Origin of the sequence: Micromonospora sp. NPDC048894 (assembly GCF_040649765.1) — a bacterium.
Taxonomy (GTDB): domain Bacteria; phylum Actinomycetota; class Actinomycetes; order Mycobacteriales; family Micromonosporaceae; genus Micromonospora; species Micromonospora antibiotica.
On the sequence record NZ_JBEZFY010000007.1, the window covers coordinates 1 to 14,896 of the forward strand.

The 14,896-nt window shown below is 73.0% G+C and carries 13 protein-coding genes; 8 read left to right on the top strand and 5 right to left on the bottom strand.

The annotated features are described in order from the left end of the window. Positions 1–577: 577 nt before the first annotated feature. Positions 578–1,864, bottom strand: a complete 1,287-nt coding sequence (tyrS, locus tag AB0C22_RS16865; protein WP_208570224.1) for a tyrosine--tRNA ligase — start codon at positions 1,862–1,864, stop codon at positions 578–580. 115 nt (positions 1,865–1,979) lie between these two features. Between tyrS and AB0C22_RS16870 the strand changes: the two genes are divergently transcribed. The 4 genes from AB0C22_RS16870 to AB0C22_RS16885 all read left to right on the top strand — a co-directional run bounded on the left by AB0C22_RS16870 (position 1,980) and on the right by AB0C22_RS16885 (position 4,575). Further along, entirely contained in the window at positions 1,980–2,354 is a 375-nt protein-coding gene (locus AB0C22_RS16870; protein WP_208570223.1) for a PaaI family thioesterase, read from the top strand. A 319-nt stretch (positions 2,355–2,673) separates the two neighbouring features. Beyond that, positions 2,674–3,897 carry a divalent metal cation transporter gene (locus tag AB0C22_RS16875; protein WP_357535777.1) on the top strand — a complete coding sequence of 408 codons (1,224 nt, stop codon included), beginning with the start codon at positions 2,674–2,676 and terminating at the stop codon, positions 3,895–3,897. Further along, positions 3,894–4,271, top strand: a complete 378-nt coding sequence (locus tag AB0C22_RS16880; RefSeq protein WP_219469835.1) for a hypothetical protein — start codon at positions 3,894–3,896, stop codon at positions 4,269–4,271. Before AB0C22_RS16875 ends, AB0C22_RS16880 begins: the two co-directional genes overlap by 4 nt. Beyond that, the gene (locus AB0C22_RS16885) at positions 4,258–4,575 is read left to right on the top strand and encodes a PRC-barrel domain containing protein (RefSeq protein ID WP_219469832.1); all 318 of its coding nucleotides are present in this window, start codon (positions 4,258–4,260) and stop codon (positions 4,573–4,575) included. Before AB0C22_RS16880 ends, AB0C22_RS16885 begins: the two co-directional genes overlap by 14 nt. Before the next feature lie 43 nt (positions 4,576–4,618). On the opposite strand, the gene AB0C22_RS16890 is transcribed toward AB0C22_RS16885, so the two are convergent. The 4 genes from AB0C22_RS16890 to AB0C22_RS16905 form a co-directional block, all read right to left on the bottom strand. Then, positions 4,619–5,614, bottom strand: a complete 996-nt coding sequence (locus AB0C22_RS16890) for a MerR family transcriptional regulator (RefSeq protein ID WP_219469830.1) — start codon at positions 5,612–5,614, stop codon at positions 4,619–4,621. Between the two features lie 57 nt (positions 5,615–5,671). Then, on the bottom strand, positions 5,672–6,994 hold the full coding sequence (locus tag AB0C22_RS16895; protein WP_357535779.1) for a hemolysin family protein: 1,323 nt from the start codon (positions 6,992–6,994) through the stop codon (positions 5,672–5,674). 308 nt (positions 6,995–7,302) lie between these two features. Continuing rightward, complete coding sequence (locus AB0C22_RS16900; RefSeq protein WP_357535781.1) at positions 7,303–7,938, bottom strand: hypothetical protein; 636 nt, start codon at positions 7,936–7,938, stop codon at positions 7,303–7,305. Between the two features lie 9 nt (positions 7,939–7,947). Next, positions 7,948–8,451, bottom strand: a complete 504-nt coding sequence (locus AB0C22_RS16905) for a GNAT family N-acetyltransferase (RefSeq protein WP_219469823.1) — start codon at positions 8,449–8,451, stop codon at positions 7,948–7,950. 143 nt (positions 8,452–8,594) lie between these two features. On the opposite strand from AB0C22_RS16905, the gene ppdK reads away from it, so the two are divergent. The 4 genes from ppdK to pflA all read left to right on the top strand — a co-directional run bounded on the left by ppdK (position 8,595) and on the right by pflA (position 14,891). Further along, complete coding sequence (gene ppdK, locus AB0C22_RS16910) at positions 8,595–11,255, top strand: pyruvate, phosphate dikinase (protein WP_357535783.1); 2,661 nt, start codon at positions 8,595–8,597, stop codon at positions 11,253–11,255. Positions 11,256–11,266: 11 nt separating this feature from the next. Beyond that, positions 11,267–11,722, top strand: a complete 456-nt coding sequence (locus AB0C22_RS16915) for a hypothetical protein (protein ID WP_357535785.1) — start codon at positions 11,267–11,269, stop codon at positions 11,720–11,722. Between the two features lie 143 nt (positions 11,723–11,865). Next, entirely contained in the window at positions 11,866–14,109 is a 2,244-nt protein-coding gene (gene pflB, locus AB0C22_RS16920; protein WP_219469822.1) for a formate C-acetyltransferase, read from the top strand. Then, positions 14,106–14,891: a pyruvate formate-lyase-activating protein gene (gene pflA / locus AB0C22_RS16925; protein WP_308291087.1), complete on the top strand. Its 786-nt coding sequence runs from the start codon at positions 14,106–14,108 to the stop codon at positions 14,889–14,891. Before pflB ends, pflA begins: the two co-directional genes overlap by 4 nt. The last annotated feature ends 5 nt before the right edge of the window (positions 14,892–14,896 follow it).

Genomic DNA, 14,896 nt, shown 5'->3' on the forward strand with positions numbered 1-14,896 from the left:
CAAACCCGAAAGTCTGCCCAGCACGGGGTATAAATCATAATTGGCACTGGCTTATCAAGCACCCTGTTGAGTTCTCAAAGAACAACCACACACCACCCGAAAGCCCCGACCAACAGGACCCCCGAACTGGGGTATCTCGCTCACCGTGTCCAGCGCTCCAGCGCCAGGCACTTTTACCACGTTACCCGGTGGTATCCGCCGTGTCAAACCGCTCTGTCACGATCAACACCACATCAACCACAATTCCACACACCACGAAACCCCGGCTCACACCGGAAACCCCGCGATTGTCGACAAGCCGGCCGCTGCGGTCTCCCGCACGCTCGCCCGGTGCCCTGCCGGCGTCAAACACTACCCGGTCGGTTTCGCCTCACCAAATCGACCCCCCGGGCCGATCCGGGCACCGCCCGGTCCGCGCCTCGCAGGAGCAACCCCACGAAGTCGGAACCTCACACCGCGCTCCGGCCTTCGAGGCATTCACCCCGGTTCGTCCGTTCCGCGCTGGCAGAGAGAAAGTTACGCGTCCGCCGAGTTGATCGTCAAATCCGGCGGACGCGTCGCACGTCACACCCGGCCGTCAGGGGCGCAGCTCGACCCCGGCGAAGGAGCGCTTGCCCCGACGCAGCACCAGGTAACGGCCGTGCAGCAGGTCGACCGGGTCGACGGTGGCGTCGACGTCGGTGACCCGGGTGTTGTTCACGTACGCACCGCCCTCGGTGATCACCCGACGGGCCTCCTTGAGCCCGCCGACCAGCCCCGCGTCGCGCAGCAACCCGGCCACGTCGGGCAGCTCACCGGTGAGCTGCACCAGGCCGGCCTCGCTCAGCGCCGCACGCAGCGTCTCCGGGGCGAGGTCGTCCAGCGAGCCCCGACCGAAGAGCGCCTGGCTGGCGGCGACGGCCTGCCGGGTCTCCTCCGCGCCGTGGACCAGGGTGGTGAGTTCCTCGGCGAGGGCACGTTGGGCGCTGCGGGCCGCCGGGCGTTCCGCCGTCTCCTTCTCCAGCGCCTCCAGCTCCTCGCGGGAGCGGAAGCTGAAGTACCGCAGGTAGCGGGTGACGTCCCGGTCGTCGGCGTTGACCCAGAACTGGTAGAAGGCGTACGGGCTGGTCATCTCCGGATCGAGCCAGACCGCGCCGCCCTCGGTCTTGCCGAACTTGGTGCCGTCCGAGCGGGTGACCAGCGGGGTCGTGAAGGCCTGCACCGGGCCGGCACCGCGGCGACGCACGTAGTCGACACCGGCGGTGATGTTGCCCCACTGGTCCGAGCCGCCGTACTGGAGCTGGCAGCCGTGCCGTCGGTGCAGCTCGAAGAAGTCGTTGGCCTGGAGGAGCTGGTAGCTGAACTCGGTGAAGCTGATGCCGGTCTCCAGCCGGGCCCGCACCACCTCACGGGCGAGCATCTTGTTGACCGGGAAGTGCTTGCCGACGTCGCGCAGGAACTCGACCACCGACATCTCGCCGGTCCACTCCAGGTTGTTGACCAGTTGCGCCGCGTTCTCCCCGGTGTACGACACGAAGGGCGCGAGCTGGTCGCGGATGCGCTGCACCCAACCGGCCACCACCTCGGGCGGGTTGAGGGTACGCTCGGCGCTCTCCTTCGGGTCGCCGATCTGGCCGGTGGCGCCGCCCACCAGCAGCAGCGGGCGGTGCCCGGCGAGTTGGAGCCGGCGGGCGGTGGTGACCTGCATCAGGTGGCCGACGTGGAGGCTGGGCGCGGTCGGGTCGAAGCCCACATAGAAGGTGGCCGCCCCGCCGTCGAGCAGCGCACGCAGTTCGTCGGGGCCGGTGGAGTCCTGGATCAGGCCGCGCCACCGCAGGTCGTCGGTCAGGGAGTCCCGCCCGTGCGGGAGGTTGCTGTCGGTCACGGTCACCGATTCTCCCCCATTGCCGACCTGGGGCCGTACCGGGTTTGCCGGCCGGCGGCGCGGCTAGGCTGGCCGGGCCGGTGCGACGAGGAGGAAAGCCGTGGAGATCCCGGAGATGACGGATGGTCTGGTCGGCCTGCTGGGGCTGACGTTCGACGAGGCCAGCGGCGACCGGGTGGTGATCCGCTGGAAGGTGCGGCCGGAGCTGCACCAGCCGGCCGGCATCATGCACGGCGGCGTCTACTGCACGGTGGTGGAGACCGTCGGCAGCGTGGGCGGCACGCTGTGGCTCGGCGACCGGGGCAGCGTGGTCGGGGTGTCCAACCAGACGGACTTCCTGCGGGCGGTACGCGAGGGTGAGCTGGTCGCGGTCGGCACCCCGGTGCACCGGGGACGCAGCCAGCAGCTCTGGCAGGTGGAGATCACCGACGCCGAGGGCCGGTTGGTCTCCCGGGGCCAGGTCCGGTTGCAGAACCTCACCCGGGACTGACGCCGCGACGCCCTGGCCCGGCTGCTCCCCCGCCTGGCCCTCCGCCCGGGCGACCGGCGGGACGTGCGGGCCGGGCGAGAAGGGCGACCAGCGGGACGTCCGGGCCGGGTAGGGCGAGCAGGGCGACCAGCGCACGGAGCGAGCAGGGCGACCAGCGGGCATCGGGCATCGGGGGCAGGTGACCCGGGAAGCCTGACCGGTTTGCCGGATGCGGTGCCTCCTGCGCCGATATCGTCGCCTCGATGACCGCCGCCGATCCCGTCCCCCCGTGAGGGCGCTCCCGGGTGCCACAACCGCGTCCCCGCGTCGGCCGGCCCGCGTGAAGCTCCTCGCCGCCACCCTCGGGGTGCTGTCGGCCATCGGCGGCTTCGTCGACATCGGCGACCTGGTGGCGGCGAGCCAGGCGGGGGCCCGGTTCGGCATGGGCCACGCCTGGGTGCTGGTGCTCGGGGTGGTCGGCATCTGCGCGTACGCGGAAATGGCCGGCCGGATCGCGGCGGTCAGCGGGCGGGCGGTGTTCGACCTGGTCCGCGAACGCCTGGGTCCCCGTATCGCGCTGCTCAACCTGGCGGCGTCCTACCTGGTCACGGTGCTGACCCTGGCCGCCGAGCTGGGCGGGGTGGCGTTGGCCCTGCAGTTGGCCTCCCGGGTGAGTTACCTGCTGTGGGTGCCGGTCGCGGCGTTCGCCGTGTGGCTGGTGCTGTGGCGGATGCGCTTCCAGCTGATGGAGCGGGTGTTCGGGCTGGCCGGGCTGACCCTGCTGGTGTTCGCCCTGGCGCTGTTCTGGTTGCCGACCGACTGGGCGGCGCTCGGCCACGGTGCCCTGCACCCCGGGACGGCCGGCCAGGGCTGGGGTGCGTACTGGTTCGTGGCGGTGGCGTTGTTCGCCTCCACCGTCAGCCCGTACGAGGTGTTCTTCTTCTCCTCCGGCGGGGTGGAGGAGAACTGGAGCGCCGCCGATCTGGCCGATGCCCGGTCGAGCGTCCTGATCGGCTTCCCGGTCGGCGGGCTGCTGGCGTTGTCGCTGGTCGCCGCCGCCACCGTGGTCTTCCACCCGGGCGGGGTGTCGCTGTCGACCCTCGACCAGGTCGCCCGACCGGTGGTGCTGGCGTTCGGCGGGGTGGGGCTGGCGGTCGCCGCGCTGGCGTTCTTCGCGGTGACCTTCGGGGCCGCGCTGGAGACCGGGCTGTCGGCGGCGTACGCGGCGGCGCAGTACTTCGGGTGGCAGTGGGGCAAGCGGGTCAGTCCCCGGGAGGCCGCCCGGTTCCACAGCGTGCTGCTGGTCAGCGTGCTGGCCGCGACGCTGCTGCTGTCCACCACCGTCGACCCGGTGCGGTTGACCGAGTACATGCTGGTGGCCAGCGCGGTGGTGCTGCCGTTGACGTACCTGCCGATCCTGGTCGTCGCCAACGACCGCACCTACCTGGGTGACGACGTGAACGGGCCGTGGCTCAACCTGCTCGGTGCGGTGTTCCTGCTGGTCATCGTGGCGGCGTCGGTGGCCGCGATCCCGTTGGCCGTCGGGACGGGGATGGGACGGTGAGGGTCCAGCTCGCCCGGCAACTGCTCGACCGGCAGATCGTCGACGCCGACGGGCTGCTGCTGGGCAAGGTCGACGACGTCGGGTTCGCATTCGACGCGCAGGGCGTGCCCTACGTGGCGTACCTGCTGACCGGGCAGGGGGCGCTCGGGCAGCGGATCGGCGGGCGGATGGGGCGGTTGCTGGTGGCGCTGGCCGACCGGTTCACCGAGGGGGCGTCGACGCCGCTGCGCATCCCGTTCGATCAGGTCGCCCGGATCGACAGCGCGGTCCGGCTGCGGGCCCGCGCCGACGAGCTGCCCCGCCCGCCGGTGGAGACCTGGCTGCGGCGGCACCTGATCGACCGGATACCGGGCGCCGGCCGTGCGAGCGGGTGAACTGCTCGGCCGCACCGCGTACGACCTGCACGGGCGGCGGTTGGGGCGGGTGGTGGACGTGGTGGTGCGGGGTGGTTTCCCGGACGGCCGGCTCCGGCTCACCGACGTGCTGGTGACCGCCCACTGGTGGAGCCGGATGTGGGGCCGGCTGATCGGGGCGCAGCGGCACCCGTCCGGCCCCTGGCTGATCCGGGTGAGCGCGCGGGCGTTGAGCCGGGACACCCGCCAGTTCCCCGCCGACCAGATCCAGCTGCTGCCCCCGGTGCCGGGCTTCCCGTTCGGGACGCCACCCCGGTCGGGTTGACAGCCCGGCGGGCCGGGGGCAGGCCGGACGGCACGGGACCGTGCTATCCGGCGCAGCGAGCCGGCAGGGCGGACGCGCGCAACGCCGCGGCCAGCCACTCGTACGGGAACCGCTCCGGTGGGTCGTCGTTCACGGTGGCGACCAACTCCATGTACCTGTCGAACGGTCCCTCCGCCGGCATGCGGTCCCACTCCGCGCCGGCCAGCATCCGGTCGGCCGCCTGGATCCGGAACTCGGGCGTGTCCGGCAGCCCGGGGCTGTCCGGCGTCGCGAAGATGCCTGTCAACCACCCGATCCACTGGTCGGCGATCCCCCTGCCCCGGGGCGAGTCCGGCGGTACCCGCTCGCGCGCCGCGTCCAGCACCGGTTGGCCGATCGCCGCGCCCGTCTCCAGCGTGTCCAGCATCGGCGGCGAACTCATCAGCGGCCCGGCCCCGGTGGTGCACGCCTGGTGCAGCTCATGGCGTACGGCCTGCCGGACCTCGGGGTCCCGGACCAGCTCGGCCAGCTCGATCCACGCCTCCAGCTGCGCCGCGGTGGGTTGTTCGGGCAGCTCGGGCCGGGCCGCCCGCCACCAGTCGACCATCCGCTGCGGTGGCTCCCACCCGGTGGAGACCTCGGCCCAGAACTCGTCGATCAGCCGGTCGCGTTCCTCGTCCGGCATGCCGACCAGCTTGTGCATCAGCGTGACCTGCTCGGCGGTGGAGTCCTGGCGCAGGAGGGCCGACAGCACCGCGCGACGGCTGCGCAGCCGTGTCTCCTGCCGGGCCAGCAGGGCGAGGTGGGTGGTCGCCAACTCGCGCAGGGTCGCCTCGCCGGCCAGCACCCGCCGGATCTCGTCCAGGCCGGCGTCGAGTTCCCGCAGCGTCCGGACCAGTTCCAGTCGGGCGATGGCCGACACGTCGTACAGGCGGTGGCCGGCCGGGGTGGTGGCGTCCGGCGTGACGACACCGGCGTCCGCGTAGTACCGGACGGCGCTGACGCTCAGGCCGGTCCGCCGGGCGACATCCCCGATGGCGTACAGCTCGTTCATGTTCACGACCACCACTATGCGATCTCCAGCGGCTTGAGATGCAAGCCCCACGTCGTCGTGGCGTCAGGCGTGGGCTTCGTCGTGGACGGGTTCCTGCTCGTCGGTGGCGGACGTGGTCGGGGCGTGGTGCAGCCGGATCTGGGAGATGGCGCGCTGGTCGACGCCGGTGACGGTCATCTCCCACCCGTCGATGGTGACGCTCTCCCCCGCGACGGTGGGGATGTGCCCGAGGCAGGACAGCACCATCCCGGCGACGGTGGTGTAGTCACCGGCCGGCCGGTTGGGCACCTCGACGCCGATGTCGGTCAGGTCGTGCACGGGGAAGGTGCCGGGCATCACCAGCGACCCGTCGGCCTCGGTGCGTACCGAGCGGACGTCCCGGTCGGTCTCGTCGTAGATCTCCCCGACGATCTCCTCCAGGATGTCCTCCAGGGTGACGATCCCGTCGACCGCGCCCCGCTCGTCGACCACCAGGGCGATGTGCTGCCGTTCCGCCTTGAACTGGCGCAGCGCGTCCACCACCGGCAGCGAGTCGGGCAGCAGCATCGGCGGTCGGGCGCAGTCGTCGACCGGCCGGTCGTCCGGCACCCCCACCAGGTCCCGCAGGTGGATCACGCCGACCGCGTCGTCCAGGCCGCCGTGGCGTACCACCGGGGCCCGGGAGTGGCCGGTGGCGGCCAGCAGCAGCCGGGCGGCCTCCGCGGTGGTCCCGCTGTCGAGCGTGAAGACCTGCAACCGGGGTACGAGCACCGCGCGCAGCTGCCGGTCGGCGATCTCCACCGCACCGGCGATGATGGTGCGTTGTTCCTTGGTGAAACCGTGGTTGCCGGCGACGATGTCGCGCAGCTCGTCGGGGCCGATCTCGTCGGGCTGCTGCTTGGGGTCCACCCCGGCGAACCGGACCACCAGGTCGCTGGTGGCACCGAGCAGCCACACCGCCGGCCGGGTGAAGCTGGACAGGATGTCCAGCGGGCGGGCCACCAGCAGCGCCCACCGTTCGGCGCGCTGCATCGCGATCCGCTTGGGGGCAAGCTCACCGAAGACCAGGGTGACGAAGGTCAGCACCAGGGTCACCAGCACGATCGCCACCGTCTCGGCGGCGCCGCCGACGAAACCGAGCAGCGGGACGAGCGGCTTGGCCAGGGAGACCGCTGCGGCGGCCGAGGCCAGGAACCCGGCCAGGGTGATACCGATCTGGATGGTGGCGAGGAAGCGGTTCGGGTCCTTGGCGAGCCGGGCGAGCACCCGGCCGGCCCGGCTGGTGCGTTCCAACCGCTGCACCTGGCTGTCCCGCAGCGATACCAGGGCCATCTCGCTGCCCGCGAAGATCGCGTTGAGCACCACCAAGACTCCGACCAGGGCCAACTGGCTCCAGTAGCTCTGCACGCCCGGCACTCTCCCTCAGGCGGGGGGCGTCGGCGACGGGCCGACGCCGCCGGGCGGAGGACCCGCCCGGCGTAGCCCAGTCTGTGCCCAACCGCGCGGTCGGCGAACCCTCCCCACGGCCATCGTCGGTGACCGGATGCGGCCCGCACGGCGGTCCGGCCCCGTCCGGCCGTCGGGGGACCCGACGCGAGCCCGACGGCCGGCCTGGCCCCCACCGGCTGCGGCCCGACGGCCGGCCTGGCTGCGACCGGCCGTCCGCTGACCGCCGCCGGAGGCCGACGGTCAGCGCGCTGCCCGGCGGTCGGGGGTCAGCGCCGACCGGCGGCCGGGGCCAGGTCGAGGACGTACGCGTCGCCGTCGGGGCGGAAGCCGAGCCGGTGGTAGTAGGGGGCGACCATGCCGGGTGGGCTGACCACCCGGCGGAAACCCCGGTCGGTGAACAGGCTGCTGCGGCGGTAGACGAACTCGCCGGGGGTGAAGTCCCGGAAGCGGCGGGTCACGTAGTCCAGGTCGATCTGGGCGGTCCCGTCCGGCTCGGCGTGCGACAGCACCACCCCGACCACCTCGTCGTCGCGTACCACCAGGAAGGCCGACCGGTCGGCGTCGGCCGGGGGTGGGCGGAAGTCGGGGTTGAACCGGGCGATGTCGGCGGCGTGCACCCGCAGCGTGTGGGCCAGGAACTGGTCGCCGACGCCCACCTCGACCACCTGGTAGGCGCGGTCGTCGTGCCGGGTGGCAAGCATCGACCGCAGGTACCACACGTTGATCGCGGTGAGCACCACGTTGAGGCCGACCATCGGCCAGACCTGCACGGCGGCGTTGTAGCCGATCAGGATCAGGCAGCCGACCAGGTTGAGGGCGCGCAGGCGCAGGATGCGGGTCTGCAGCAGGGACCAGACCAGCAGCGCGGAGCCGGCCCAGCCGACGAGTTCGAGCCAGTTCACTCCGCGAGACTAGTGCCCGCCCTGGTCAGCGGGGACGGCGGGCAGCTCCAGCAGCCATTCCTCGACCTCGACGCCCCGGCCGTCGGCGTACCCCGAGTCCTCGCCGACGACCACGAAGCCGCACTTGCGCAGCACCGCCAGGGAGGCCCGGTTGTCCTTCGCGGCGCGGGCCCGCACCGGCCGCTGCGGCACCTCGCGCAGCAGGGCGGACAGCGCGGCGGTGGCGTGGCCGCGCCCCCACCGGCGCGGGTCGATCCAGTAGCTGACCTCGGTGTGCTCGTCCACCGGGAAGGCCGCCACGTGCCCGACCACCGCGCCGTCGACGACCACGGTGCGGTTGACGACCCGGGGGTCGGCGCGGATGCGGGCCCAGTGCGCGTCGAACACCGCCCGATCGGTCGGGTCGGCCGGGCCGAACGCCGCCATCCAGGCCGCCTCCGGGTCCTGCTCGTGGGCGAAGAAGTGCGGGAGGTCGTCGTCGCACACGGGCCGCAGGGACAGCTCGTCGGTCATCGCCGGAGGATACGCACCGGCACCGACAACCTCGGGACCTGTGGCCCGGTCGGCGTACCGTCCGGCCCTGCCGGCCGCCCCCCGACCGTTGCTACCAACGAAGGGACAGGTCCGACCGGCGAGTGGAGTGGAGGGCCGGGGCCATGACCAGGTACGTCTACGACTTCATCGAGGGTGATCGCAGCAGAGCCGACCTGCTCGGCGGTAAGGGTGCCAACCTCGGCGAGATGACCCGGCTCGGGTTGCCGGTGCCGCCGGGCTTCACGGTCAGCACCGACGCCTGCCGGGCGTACCTGAACACCGGGTCGCCGCCCGACGGCCTGTTCGAGGAGATCAACGCCCATCTGCGGGAGGTCGAGGCCCGGCTGGGCCGGCGGCTCGGCGACCGGCACGACCCGCTGCTGCTCGCCGTGCGCTCCGGCGGCCGGTACTCGATGCCGGGGATGATGGAGACGATCCTGGACATCGGGCTCAACGACGCCACCGTGGCGGGCCTGGCCGCCCGTGCCGATGACGCCCGCTTCGCCTGGGACTCCTACCGGCGGTTGATCCAGATGTTCGCCCGCACGGTGCACGGGGTGCCGGCGGACGAGTTCGACCGGGAGTTGGCAGCGCTGCGCGCCACCGCAGGCCCGGACGGACCGACCGCCGAGCAGTTGCGCGACCTCGTCGAGACGTACCAGAAGATCTTCCTGCGGCAGGTGGGGCACCAGTTCCCCCAGGCGCCGCACGAGCAGTTGTACCTGGCCGTACGGTCGGTGTTCGCGTCGTGGAACTCCGAGCGGGCCCGGCTCTACCGGCGGCAGGAACACATCCCCGACGACCTGGGGACCGCGGTCAACGTGATGGCGATGGTCTTCGGCAACCTCGGCCCGGACTCCGGCACCGGGGTGGCCTTCACCCGCGACCCGGCCACCGGCGCGCCCGGCGTGTACGGCGACTACCTGCCCGACGCGCAGGGCGAGGACGTGGTGGCGGGCATCCGCAACACCGTCGCCCTGCCCGAGTTGGAGCGGATCGACCCGGCCAGCTTCCGGCAGTTGACCGGCATCATGGCGACGCTGGAACGGCACTACCGGGACCTGTGCGACGTCGAGTTCACCATCGAACGCGGCAAGCTGTGGATGTTGCAGACCCGGGTCGGCAAGCGGACCGCCGCCGCCGCTTTCGTGATCGCCGCGCAACTGGTCGACGAGGGGCTGATCACCCTGGACGAGGCGCTGTGCCGGGTGACCGGGGCGCAGTTGGGCCGGCTGATGTTCCCCGCGTTCGACCTGGCCGACGCGCCACCGCCGCTCACCGTCGGGGTGGGCGCGTCGCCGGGTGCGGCGGTGGGCCGGGTGGTGTTCGACTCGGCCGCGGCGACCGCCGCCGACGGGCCGGTGATCCTGGTCCGCCGGGAGACCACCCCGGACGACCTGCCCGGCATGATCGCCGCCGCCGGGGTGCTCACCTCCCGGGGCGGGAAGACCTCGCACGCCGCCGTGGTGGCCCGGGGCATGGGCCGGACCTGCGTCTGTGGCGCGGACGCGCTGCGGATCGACCCGGAGCGCGGCGAGCTCACCGTCGGCGACCGGGTGGTCCGGGCCGGCGAGGTGATCTCGATCGACGGGACCTCCGGCCGGGTCTACCCGGGGGCGGTGCCGGTGCAGCCCTCCCCGGTGGCCCGTTACCTCGCCGGTGAGCTGGCCCCGCAGGCCGATCCGCTGGTCGCGGCGGTGCACCGGCTGCTCGGGCACGCCGACGCGGTGCGCCGGCTCGGCGTGCGGGCCAATGCGGACACCGGTCCGGACGCCCGCCGGGCCCGCGCGCTGGGGGCCACCGGCATCGGCCTGTGCCGTACCGAGCACATGTTCCTCGGTGAACGCCGGGAACTGGTGGAACGGCTGATCCTGGCCGACGGTCCGGACGAGGTGACCGCCGCCCTGGAGGCGTTGCTGCCGTTGCAGCGGGCCGACTTCACCGAACTTCTCGCCGCGATGGACGGCCTGCCGGTGACGATCCGGCTGCTCGACCCGCCGTTGCACGAGTTCCTTCCCCCGTTGCACGAGTTGACCGCACGGGTCGCCCGTGCCGAGGCGACCGGGCGGGACCCGGGACGCGACGGGCGGCTGCTGGCGGCGGTCCGCCGGATGCACGAGGCGAACCCGATGCTGGGGCTGCGCGGGGTGCGGCTCGGGCTGGTGATCCCGGGGCTGTTCGCCATGCAGGTGCGGGCGGTGGCCGAGGCGGCGGCGCAGCGGGTGCGCGACGGGGGTGACCCCCGGCCGGAGATCATGGTGCCGCTGGTGGGTGACGTGCGGGAGTTGGCGGCCGTGCGGGCGGAGACCGACCTGGTCCTCGCCGGGGTGCCCGACGCGCCGGCCATGCCGGTCGGCACGATGATCGAGGTGCCCCGGGCCGCGCTGACCGCCGGTGACATCGCCGCGCAGGCCCGCTTCTTCTCCTTCGGCACCAACGACCTGACCCAGCTGACCTGGGCGTTCTCCCGGGACGACGTGGAGGGCTCGTTCTTCGGCACCTACCTGGAGCGGGGGATCTTCGGGGTGTCGCCGTTCGAGAGCATCGACGCCGCCGGGGTGGGTCGGCTGGTCCGGCTGGCCGTGGCGGAGGGGCGGGCCACCCGCCCGGACCTGACCGTCGGGGTCTGTGGTGAGCACGGCGGCGACCCCGACTCGGTGGCGTTCTTCGCCGACGCCGGCCTGGACTACGTCTCCTGCTCGCCGTACCGGGTGCCGATCGCCCGGCTGGCGGCGGGCCGGGCCGCCGTCGAGACCGCCACCGACACGTCCGACAGCCGCTAGGAGGCAGCGTCATGACCGCGATCTTCAATCCGACCGGGCCCGCCCCGCTGGGGCCGCCGGTGCCCCGTACCCCCGAACCGGCGGTGACACCGACGGTGACGGCGGTCGGGCCGGTGGGGCCGGTGCTGGCCCTGCCCGGCTCGCCGGCCGCCGCGCTGGTGCCGGTGACCCGCGACGGGCGGGCCGTCGGCGCGTTCGTGCTCGCCGACGGGCGGGTCCGGTACCGGGCGCTGCCCGACCCGGACCGGGTGCTCGCCGCCGCGGCCGGTGCCGCCGCCGTCGCCCTGCTCACTGCCGGGGTGGCGGTGGTGGCCCGGCGGCGGCCACCGGCGATCGGCACGGTGACCATGGGGCCGGGCGGCTGGGTCAGCCTGCGCGGCGTGCGGGGGCCCGCGCTGCGCGCGGCGACGCCCCGGCCGTGGTGGGCGCGGCTGCTGCGCGCCCAGCGGCTCGTCGTGCGGCGCTGACCGGCCGCCGGGGGTCTTTGGTCCCGGGCGGGGGTGGTCCTGCGCCTCTGCCCGGGGCGGCCCGCTCCGGCGAGGCTGAGGGTACAGGCGAAACACCCCGGCGACCCAGGCCGCCGGACCCGACCACCGCGGAAGGACCGATCATGACCGGCACCGCACCTCTGCACCCGTGGCGTGGCTTCACCGGCGACGCCTGGCGCGACACCATCGACGTGGCCGCCTTCGTCCGGGACAACCACGAGCCGTACACCGGGGACGCGTCGTTCCTCACCGGGCCCACCTGCCGCACCCTGGAGGTCTGGGGGACGCTGCGGGCGATGTTCGTGCAGGAACGCCAACGCGGCGTGTACGACATCGACGCGGCCACCCCGTCCACCATCACCGCGCACGCCCCCGGGTACATCGACCGGGAGCGGGAGCTGATCGTCGGGTTGCAGACCGACGCGCCGCTGCGCCGGGCCATCATGCCCGCCGGCGGGCTGCGGATGGTGGAGACCGCGTTGAAGGCGTACGGCTACCCCGCCGACCCGCAGGTGCACCGGATCTTCACCACCTACCGCAAGACGCACAACGACGCGGTGTTCGACGCGTACCCGGCCGACGTGCTCGCCGCGCGCCGCTCGCACGTCATCACCGGGCTGCCCGACGCGTACGGGCGGGGACGGATCATCGGCGACTACCGCCGGGTGGCGCTGTACGGGGTGGACCGGCTGGTCGCCGAGCGCAAGGCGCTCAAGGCGGCGCTGGACGACCGGCCGTCGACCGACGAGGTGATCCGGGACCGGGAGGAGCTGGCCGAGCAGATCCGGGCCCTGGGTGAGCTGGCACAGATGGCCGCGGGCTACGGCTACGACATTTCCGGGCCGGCGACCACCGGCCGGGAGGCGATCCAGTGGCTCTACTTCGCCTACCTGGCCGCCACCAAGGAGCAGAACGGCGCGGCGATGTCGCTGGGGCGTACCGCCGGGTTCGTCGACGTCTACCTGCGGCGGGACCTCGCCGAGGGGCGGCTGACCGAGATCGACGCCCAGGAGCTGGTCGACGACTTCGTGATCAAGCTGCGGATCGTCCGGTTCCTGCGCACCCCCGAGTACGACCAGCTCTTCTCGGGCGACCCGACCTGGGTCACCGAGGCGCTCGGCGGGATGGGTGCCGACGGCCGGCCGCTGGTCACCCGGACCAGCTTCCGCTACCTGCAGACCCTCTACAACCTCGGCCCCGCGCCGGAACCGAACCTGACGGTGCTCTGGTCGCCCCGGCTGCCGGTCGGCTTCAAGCGGTTCTGCGCCCAGGTGTCGCTGGACACCAGCGCCATCCAGTACGAGAACGACGACCTGATCCGGCCCGCGTACGACGACGACACGGCGATCGCCTGCTGCGTGTCGGCGATGCGGGTGGGCCGGGACATGCAGTTCTTCGGTGCCCGCGCCAACCTCGCCAAGGCCCTGCTGTACGCGATCAACGGCGGGCGCGACGAGATCACCGGTGAGCAGGTCGCCCCGGCCAGCGCCCCGGTCGGCGGGGAGACCCTCGACTACGCGGAGGTGCTGGCCGCCTACGAGCGCACCCTGGACTGGCTGGCCGAGACGTACGTGGACGCGTTGAACGTGATCCACCACCAGCACGACCGGTACGCCTACGAGCGGCTGGAGATGGCCCTGCACGACCACCCGGTGCGCCGGTTCATGGCCACCGGCATCGCCGGGCTGTCGGTGGCGGTGGACAGCCTCGCCGCGATCCGCTACGGCAAGGTGAAGGTGCTGCGCGACGACACCGGGCTCGCGATCGACTACGTGGTCGAGGGGGAACCGCCGACGTACGGCAACAACGACGAGCGGGCCGACGCGATCGCGGTGTGGCTGACCGAGACGTTCGCGGCGAAGCTGCGCCGGCAGCGCACCTACCGCGACGCGGAGCTGACCATGTCGGTGCTGACCATCACCTCGAACGTGGTCTACGGCAAGCACACCGGCAACACCCCGGACGGCCGGCGGGCCGGTGAGCCGTTCGCCCCGGGCGCGAACCCGATGAACGGCCGGGACACCCACGGGCTGGTGGCCGCCGCGCTGTCGGTGGCGAAGCTGCCGTACGACGCGGCCCGCGACGGCATCTCGCTGACCTCGACGGTGACCCCGGACGGGTTGGGTCACACCCGCGACGAGCGGATCGACAACCTGGCCGGGGTGCTGGACGGCTACACCGACGCCGGTGGGTTCCACCTCAACGTCAACGTGCTGGACCGGGCCACCCTGGTCGACGCGATGGCGCACCCGGAGCGCTACCCGCAGTTGACCGTGCGGGTCTCCGGGTACGCGGTGAACTTCGTCCGGCTCACCCGGGAGCAGCAGGAGGACGTGGTGTCCCGGACCTTCCACGGGTCGCTGTGAACGTCCGGCCGCGCGACGCCGTCGCCACCGCCACCGGGCGGGGCGACGGCGTGCCGACCGGGGCGGTGCACTCGTGGGACGTGTCGGTGGGGGTGGACGGGCCGGGGACCCGGTTCGTGGCCTTCCTCGCCGGTTGTCCGCTGCGCTGCCGGTACTGCCACAGCCCGGACACCTGGTACCGGCGCAGCGGCCGGCACCGCACTGTCGACGAGCTGATGGCGGAGATCGAGCCGTACCGCCGGTTCATCGCGGTGGCCGGGGGCGGGGTGACGATCAGCGGCGGCGAGCCGCTGATGCAACCCCGGTTCACCGGTGAGGTGCTGCGCCGCTGCCACGACCTGGGCCTGCACACCGCGCTGGACACCTCGGGTTTCCTCGGCGTCCGCGCCGACGACGCCCTGCTCGACGCCACCGACCTGGTGCTGCTGGACGTCAAGTCGTGGGACCCGGCGACCTACCGGCGGGTCACCCGCACCGGGTGCGTCACCCCGACGCTGCGCTTCGGCCGGCGGCTCGCCGACCGGGGCACCCCGATCTGGATCAGGTTCGTGCTGGTGCCCGGTCTCACCGACGCCGAGGAGAACGTGGCCGGGGTCGCGGACTTCGCCGCCGGGCTGGACACCGTGCAGCGGGTCGAGGTGCTGCCGTTCCACCGCCTCGGCGCGCACAAGTACGCCGAGCTGGGGCTCACCTTTCCACTCGCCCGGACGGAACCGCCGTCCCCGGAGCTGGTGGCCCGGGTCCGGGCCCAGTTCGCCGCACGCGGCCTGACCGTCACCTGACGCCG